Consider the following 7,998-nt stretch of genomic DNA (forward strand, 5'->3'; position numbering starts at 1 on the left):
CAAAAAGAGATCGATGGCCCAGCCGCCTGCGATCCACCACGGAACGGGCAGGGTGGCAAAGAAGGCCGCCACCTCTTGTGGCTGCCAGGGTTGCCACCGACCCAACGGATGCTGGGCAGCAGCCATGCGCGTCACCTCTTCGGTTGTCCATCGCTTCGTGAAGAACACAGCATACGGCTATGCTACCACATGCGTTCGGGGTTTGAAACGCCTCCTCCTTGCATAAGCAGCCAGGCTTACTTAATGTGAGGAAGAGCTAAAATCCATAGACATCCCCTTTGCTTTGGAAATCCTATCTCGGCAAACGAGAGTCCTACGCTACAGGCGCTTGCTGAGCTTACCACGAGAAGCAGCCGCTGGCAAGCATTCATAGTTGGAGAGCAGCCTGGCGCTCAACCTTATAACGATCAAGAGGGCAATGCAGCAACAAGCGCCCATCCCTGATAAGGAGATGGGGTCAATGCAGTGCGCGTCAGGCGCATATCTGAGGGCAAAAGGATGAGCCAGCATATGCCAGTCATCTTAAAAAACCAACCGGGCAAGTCCATACACAGCGGTCCAAATGGCCTTGCCCGGCAGTGGCGTAAGTGAGGGGAAGAGGTTCGCTTCGCCTGAGCCGCCCTTATCGCATAAACTGTGCCTGGCATCTCCAGCGGCTCTCTACCTACCGCCGCCGTCCCTGCACACCAGATGGCCTTTCCGCGCATTATGGCTTGCCCTCCTGAGTATACTGGGGGAAATGAGCGAGGCGCCCGTATCAGCAACGGGCGCCGTATCCCCAGGGAGGTCAGCCGCACATGCAAGGGCGCACACAACAACAAAACACATCCACCAGGAGCAAGAGAAACCCCGCAAAGATCGTTGGGCCGATCTTCCTCGGTCTCAGCCTGATTCCTCTAGGGGTCGGCCTCTTCTTTCTCGTTGATACCCTGCAATTTCTCAGTCGAGCCACTGGCGCTGCTACCGGCTCCATCGTCTCGTGCCCGCGCCCGAAAAGCAGTTCTTCCGCATGTACGCCAACGGTCGTCTTCAAGACAGCCAGCGGAGAGACGATCACATTCACCGATTCTGTCAACTCAAGCGGGTTTGCGGTTGGGCAGCAGCAGCCCATTGCCTATGATCCAGACCATCCCCAGGACGCCAGAATTGCGAGCTTTCTGACCCTCTGGTTTGTACCCACGCTCCTGCTGGGGTTGGGCGGTCTCTTCCTCCTCATTGGAGGGGTGGGAACCACCATCGGCTTCTTCTTGCGACGCTAGGGTCACGTTGAACCAGGACACCCCTGCCAACTGCTTCATGAAGAATTGACTCTTGACTTTTCCCATTTTAGAGCTTACGATATGACCAGAATAGTTATTTGAGTCATCTGGTCATACAGTCACGAAAAGACTCTGGAAGGGCAAGACCATTCATGGCAACCAGTCACAAGACCATCCATCAAACTCCACCCGGCAAAGCGCCGCTTTATCAGCCAGACGAGCGCCAGCAGCGCGAGGAGCGCATTCTGGACGCCGCCGCTGTGCTGCTGGTGCGCTGGGGCTATCGCAAAACGACCATTGACGACGTGGCCCGCGAGGCAGGCGTGGGCAAAGGCACCATCTACCTGCACTGGAAAGACAAAAACGAACTGTTTCGCGCCACTATCATGCGCGCGCAGCAGCAGGCGGGCGTAGAGGTGATGCGGCGGATTGCCGCCGATCCAGAGGGTGGGCGATTTCATCGCCTGTGGACACACGGCATGATGGCTGCCCTCACCAATCCGCTCATGGCAGCCATCATGAAAGGCCAGACAGATGTCTTCCAGGGGCTGGCAGGCGTGTTCTCTCCTGAGACCATCCATCAGCTTGTAGGCGATTACGAGGCGTATATTGTCCAGCTTCAACAGGCCGGGCTGATTCGCGCCGATCTTCCAGTGCCTGTCATCTCGTTTCTGACGGGCGCTCTGAAGATTGGCATCATCAACACACCTGACCTCCTCAGCCTGGAACAGATGCCCGCAATGGAGCAGCTTACCGAGGCAGTCAGCGACATGCTGCGCCGCTGGCTGGAACCAGAACGCCTCCCCAGCGACACCGCTGTGGGCAAACAATTCACCACCGCGTGGTGGGCAAAAGTCAAAGAAGTCGAAAATCAACAGCAGTAAGCGGAGGATATTCACGACATGAGTGCGATCATCGAAGTCGAAAGTCTGACCAAAAGCTACGGCAGCAAACGTGGCATTACCAACGTCTCCTTCCAGGTGGAAGAAGGCGAAGTCTTTGGCTTCCTTGGCCCCAACGGCGCGGGCAAAACGACCACCATCCGCCTGCTCATGGCGCTGCTGCGAGCCGACGCAGGCACAGCGCGCATTGGCGGGCTGGATTGCTGGCAGCAGTCCGTTGAGGTCAAGAAGCTCATCGGCTATCTTCCCGGCGAGCTTTCGCTCGACCCCAACCTGACCGGCGGGCAGATTCTCGAATATTTCGGGCATTTGCGCGGCGGCATTGATCAAGCCTATCTCAAGCAGCTTATCGCCCGGCTGGACCTGGACCCCACCCGCAAGTTCCGCCAGTATTCCAGCGGCAACAAGCGCAAGATCGGGCTTGTCCAGGCATTTATGCACCGCCCGCGCCTGCTGGTACTGGACGAGCCAACCAACGGCCTGGACCCGCTCAACCAGCAGGAGTTTGATCGGATGGTCAAAGAAGTGCGCGACGAAGGGCGCACCGTCTTTCTCTCCTCACACATCCTGACCGAAGTGGAGCAAATGTGTAACCGCGTGGCGATCATCCGCGAAGGGCGGCTGGTGCGCGTCGGCGGCGTCGCTGAACTGAAAGACATCAAGCGCCACGAAGTCATCATCACCTTCGCCAATGCCGCGCCAGCCGGGGCATTCAAGGCGCTGGCGGGCGTAGAGCAGGTGGAGGCGCTGCCCGATGGATATACGCTGCGCCTGGCCGTTCAGGGCGCGCTGGATGCCGTGATCAAAGCGGCGGCGCAGCATGCTGTCGTCACCCTGACCAGCCACGAACCCAGCCTCGAAGACATCTTCCTGCGCTACTACCAGGGCGACGGCCACGCCGCCGTCAAGGAGGCCAGCCATGTGGTTCACTAGCGTCTTTCTCAAAACCCTGCGCGACTATCGCATCGCTATCCTGGGCTGGGGCGTGGGCATGGGCCTTCTGGTGTACGCTACCCTGTCGTATTTTCCGGCGGCAGTGACAACGGCTGAAGCGCGAGCCGAGCTTGTCAGCATCGCTCCCACCTTCGCCTGGAACGCCGAATCAATCGCGGTTGACACCCCTGGCGGCTACGCCACCTTTAAGATTGGCCTCACCATCTTGCTGATCGTCGTCTGGCCGCTCATGGCATGCAGCCGCATGCTGCGCGGCGAAGAGGAGCGCGGCTCCCTGGATGCCCTGCTCTCGCTGCCGCGTGGGCGCGCCCGCGTGGCGCTTGAAAAACTGGCGGCAGTGTGGGTAGCCCTGCTGGCGATGGGCCTGCTGATTGGACTTATCGCCTTTGCGGGCGGCAAAAGCGCCAGCGCCGCCCTTAGCCTGGGCGACGCGCTGCTCTATGGCCTCAATCTCGCCCTGATTTCCGGCGTCTTCGGGGGCATCGCGCTGCTGCTCTCCCAGTTCACCCAGGAGCGCCGCACAGCGGCAGGCTTGACCGGCGCTGTGCTGCTCGTGTTCATCGTGCTGGATATGGTCCACCGCGTCATTCCCGATAGCGAGTGGGTATCGCGCATCTCGCCGGTCTATTACTACAACCTGAGCAAGCCCTTAACGCCCGGCTACGGCGCCAACCCCGGCGCGCTGCTGGTCCTGCTGGCCCTGTGCATCCTGCTCAACGCAGCCGCGCTGGCCCTCTTTGTCCGGCGCGATGTTGGCGCCGCCGTCGCCTTGCCCCGCTTCCTGCGTCTGCCGGAGCGACCTGTGCGGCCTGAGCGCGCCCTGCCGGTGAACGCCTGGTCGCTGCGTTCCGTCTACGCCCGCAGCCTGCGGATGATCGCGGTCCCCACCTTCTGGTGGACGCTGGGCATCGCCGGATTTGCCGGATGGATGGTTGTAGCCGTCAAACAAATCGAGTCGAAGCTGTCCGCCTCCTTTTTCGAGGGTCCATCGCTCCTCAAAGACCTGATTACCAGGATCGGCGGAGGCGCTATTGGCCTCAATGCCACCCTCCTGAGCGCGATCTTCTCCCTCCTGCCGCTGCTGCTGATGGCCTTTGCCGTCACTCAGGCCACCCGTTGGACCGCCGACGAAGAGGATGGCCGCCAGGAACTGGTGCTGGCAACGCCGCAGCCGCGCTTGAACGTCTTGCTGGCGCGCTTTGGCGCGCTCACCACCGCGACGGTGCTGATGGGCGTGCTGACGCTGGCGATCACCGCGCTGGCTTCGGCGGCCTCTGGCCTGGCGCTCGATGGCGGCAACCTGGCCGCCGCCACGCTCTCGATCATTCCGCTGGGGCTGCTGGTGGCCGCCATCGGCTATCTCTTCTCCGGCTGGCTGCGTACCGCGCTGGAAACTGGCTTCTTGAGCTTCTTGCTGGTGATCTGGTTCTTCATCAGCTTCATTGGTCCAGAGCTGAACTGGCCGGATGCTGCGCTGCGGCTGTCAGCCTTCTACTACTATGGCACGCCCCTGCTGCATGGCCTGCCCCTGGGGGATACGCTGATTGTCCTGATCGTCGCTGGCGCGGCGCTGGCGCTCGCCTCGGTGCGTTTTATGCGCAAGGACATCGCTAACTAAGCGTCTGTGCGCAGCGCCGCCTTCCCGGCGGCGCTGCGCGTGGATTCTGTATGAAAGGGCCACACCTGTGGTTATCGAAGTCTCACATCTCGTCAAAACCTACACGGGCAAACCGCCTGTGCGCGCCGTGCGCGGCATCACGTTTCACGTGAACCAGGGGGAAATCTTTGGCTTCCTTGGCCCCAACGGCGCGGGCAAAACCACCACCATCCGCTGCATGCTCGATCTGATTCGCCCCACCCTGGGCGAGATCAGCCTCTTTGGCCTGGACGCCCGCCGCAACAGCCTCGCCATTCATCGGCGCATCGGCTATCTCCCTGGCGACGTGCGCCTGCCCGGCGATCTCACCGCCAAACAGTTCCTGGATCGCTACTCGCATATGGCCGGTCTGGAACCAGTGCTGCTGCCAAAGCTGCTGGAGCGATTCGAGATCCCGCTCAATCGCAAGCTCAAGGGCTTCTCCAAGGGCATGCGCCAGATGGTCGGCATTCTTCAGGCGTTTATGTGCGATCCCGAACTGCTCATTCTGGACGAACCCGCCAGCGGCCTGGACCCGCTGGGCCAGCGCACCTTCAACGAGTTTTTGCTGGAGCAGGCGCAGCATGGGCGCACCGTCTTTATGAGTTCACACATCCTCAGCGACGTGGAAAAGACCTGCCAGCGCGTGGGCGTCATTCGCGGCGGCGAACTGGTGGCCGTCGAAACTATCGAACGATTGCGCGAGCGCGCCGGGCAGGTGGTCATCGTCGAGTTTGCCGACGGCGCGCCCGAAGCCGAATTGCGCGCCATCGCCAGCGTCCAATCGGTAGAGCAGCAGAAGAACGGCGCGTACCATCTCAAGATCGCCGGAAGCATTGACCCGGTGATCAAAATGCTGGCGCGCCACAGCGTGCGGCGGCTTGAGGTGGAGGAAGCGCCGCTGGAAGAAGTCTTCTTGAAGTTCTACACCGATGGCGCAGCCGATGAATCCGGCGCAGCCGAGCCTGTCGCCCCAACTGCCGCGCCAACTGTTACAAAGGAGGGTCAGCCGTCATGACCACTTCATCTGCCGCGCTCGCTCCCGCGACTACCAGCGCCAGACCCCGCGCGCGCGGCCTGCCGGTCCTGGCCGCCACGCTGCGCGAAAGCCAGCAATTGTTTGGCGCGGCCTGTGGCTACATCTTGCTCATTGGCCTGCTGGTGGGCCTGCTCCTGCCAGCCTTCAAGACGCTGAACCTCCAGACCTATCTCACGGGCAGCCTGGGGGCCATCGTCGGCGGCACAGGCGTTTCCAAAAATGTGCCGCTCTTTGCCAGCTACCTGGCCCTGGAACTGTATGGCTCCTTCTTCCTGCTGCTCTTTGGCGGCGTGCTGGCCTATACCGCTGGCGCGAGCATCGCGCACAACATCGAAGATGGCTCCATTGATATTACCCTGGCGCGGCCCATCAGCCGCACCCGGCTCTACCTGGAAAAATGGGCCGCCATGCTGATCGGCGCGCTGCTGATGATGGGCGTGTCGCTCTTCACCGCCTGGCTGGATACCGTGATCTTTGGCGGCGCGATCATTCACTGGAACTGGTTCTTGCTGGCGCACGTTGATATTGCTGCCGTCTTCTTCTGCGTGGCTGGCATCGGCTTGCTGATGAGCGCGATCATGAGCGCCGGGCGCGCCGCCGGAGGCATCGCTACGATGATCATCGTCTTCGGCTATCTCTGCCAGACATTCGGCACCGCTGGCGACACGCTCTCGTTCCTCAAATACCTCAGCCCCTATTATTATGGGCCGAGCGCCCAGGTCATCAACCTGGAGCAGTGGAACGACCCCTGGAAGCTGCTCATCCTGGTCGCTGCCGGGCTGATCGCTGGCCTGGCTGGCCTGGTCCTCTTCCAGCGCCGCGACATCACCCCCTAGCAGTATTCGTCAGCCAGAGGCAAGGGAGCGGCGCTGCGTCTTCCCACCAATCGCTGGCCGGAAGACGCGGCGCCGCAAATAACTTTTCTTCTCGCCAGCCTACTCCTTGAACCCGCGTGCTTTTGCGCGCTCAAATTCTCTAAGCCTGGCCGCTTCCTTTGCCTTCCAGCGGCCCTCCCAGCCCATCTTATGAGGTTTACACAGGGCGCAGGAGTGTCGCTTTTGCTTGTACTGCTTGCGCATCGTCTCTTTCCTCCGTTCAATACGCTCTATCGCCTCACCCTACCCAGCAAGCGCCAGACCCATGCTGGCGGGTGCAAAGAGGGCAGTTCTGCGGTCTTACAGCGCCAAACGGGCGCAGGGGCAACGAGTCCAAACAACCAGGGTTCAGGAAGTAGTGCCTTGACCAGGCCATGCCGCGTGAGGAAACTCAGCACAGTGCGTATCTCAGGATGGGTATGCAGCGTGGCATCGGCCAGATCAGCCACGGTGGCCTTGCCATCGCAGCGATAAAGTATCTCTTGCTGCAAGAGCGACAGCGGGCGCATATGATACTTCGCGCCAGGCGTGCGCTGGTAGCGCAGGGTGAAATCAAACGTTGTGGTGGACGACATGAGCATGGCTCCTTTCCAACTTGCCATGCCCACGCGCCATAGGCTACAATAGCCATACCGGCGCGTGGGTTCTTGACGGTTCCTGTGGCTGGTACTTTGCCGCTGCCTGGTCGCTTTCTAGGCGGCGGCCTGTTTTTTGGCTTGCTCCGCTGTCGTATCTATAGCCTCTAGCACCTCCTTCGGTGTCTTTCCAAAAATCTCAGATAATTTTCTCCGATGCTCAGGGCTGGGGCGTGAAAGAGCCTGCTCCCATCTCCAGATAGTATGACTGCTCACACCACATACGCGGCCTAGTTCAATTTGTGACAACGCCGCTTCTTCTCGTAAACGTTTCAGTGTTGGCATGCTCCGCTGGCCCTCACTCTTATGAACAAATATCTTACTGAGATTGTATCTGAAATATGTAGAATTATCAAGTACACAGTACCTCTATCTTATCCATGCCAGAAACCGTATCAGGCCGCTTCCTGCCTGTATGTGCAGAGCAGCGGCTATCCGCTTGTAGCGCCGCCGTCCCTGGCGGCGAGACGATGCGCCAGTGCGAACGCTGCTCTAACATGAAAAACGCCGCCTGCGTAGCGCCGCCGTCTCGGCGGCCACCGCTGCGCCAGGGCGAGCGTTCGCCCTCCAGGCCAACCTCCCAGCAGACCAGCGTTGAGCCGCCTGGAAGGCGGCGCTACAAGTAAAACGCTCCTCCTCAAGCGTATCTGGTATTACAGACAGGCAGAGAGGGGCGAACGCTTGCAAGCGTTCGCCCC

The 7,998-nt window shown here is 60.6% G+C and carries 7 protein-coding genes; 6 read left to right on the forward strand and 1 reads right to left on the reverse strand.

Annotated elements, in window-relative coordinates; translation table 11 throughout:
* Window positions 1-797 precede the first annotated feature (797 nt).
* From VH599_15070 to VH599_15095, 6 genes are all read left to right on the forward strand, one after another.
* A complete protein-coding gene (locus VH599_15070; GenBank protein HEY7349635.1) occupies window positions 798-1,259 on the forward strand; it encodes a DUF3592 domain-containing protein in 462 nt (153 codons plus the stop codon).
* Between the two features lie 152 nt (window positions 1,260-1,411).
* A complete protein-coding gene (locus tag VH599_15075; GenBank protein ID HEY7349636.1) occupies window positions 1,412-2,143 on the forward strand; it encodes a TetR/AcrR family transcriptional regulator in 732 nt (243 codons plus the stop codon).
* An 18-nt stretch (window positions 2,144-2,161) separates the two neighbouring features.
* A complete protein-coding gene (locus VH599_15080; protein HEY7349637.1) occupies window positions 2,162-3,094 on the forward strand; it encodes an ABC transporter ATP-binding protein in 933 nt (310 codons plus the stop codon).
* A complete protein-coding gene (locus tag VH599_15085; GenBank protein HEY7349638.1) occupies window positions 3,081-4,733 on the forward strand; it encodes an ABC transporter permease subunit in 1,653 nt (550 codons plus the stop codon). Before VH599_15080 ends, VH599_15085 begins: the two co-directional genes overlap by 14 nt.
* Window positions 4,734-4,800: 67 nt before the next feature.
* On the forward strand, window positions 4,801-5,769 hold the full coding sequence (locus tag VH599_15090; protein ID HEY7349639.1) for an ABC transporter ATP-binding protein: 969 nt from the start codon (window positions 4,801-4,803) through the stop codon (window positions 5,767-5,769).
* Entirely contained in the window at window positions 5,766-6,626 is an 861-nt protein-coding gene (locus tag VH599_15095; protein ID HEY7349640.1) for an ABC transporter permease subunit, read from the forward strand. Before VH599_15090 ends, VH599_15095 begins: the two co-directional genes overlap by 4 nt.
* Before the next feature lie 269 nt (window positions 6,627-6,895).
* On the opposite strand, the gene VH599_15100 is transcribed toward VH599_15095, so the two are convergent.
* Window positions 6,896-7,240 carry a hypothetical protein gene (locus VH599_15100; GenBank protein ID HEY7349641.1) on the reverse strand — a complete coding sequence of 115 codons (345 nt, stop codon included), beginning with the start codon at window positions 7,238-7,240 and terminating at the stop codon, window positions 6,896-6,898.
* Window positions 7,241-7,998: the final 758 nt, after the last annotated feature.

This window comes from Ktedonobacterales bacterium, assembly GCA_036557285.1.
Classification (GTDB): Bacteria; Chloroflexota; Ktedonobacteria; order Ktedonobacterales; family DATBGS01; genus DATBHW01.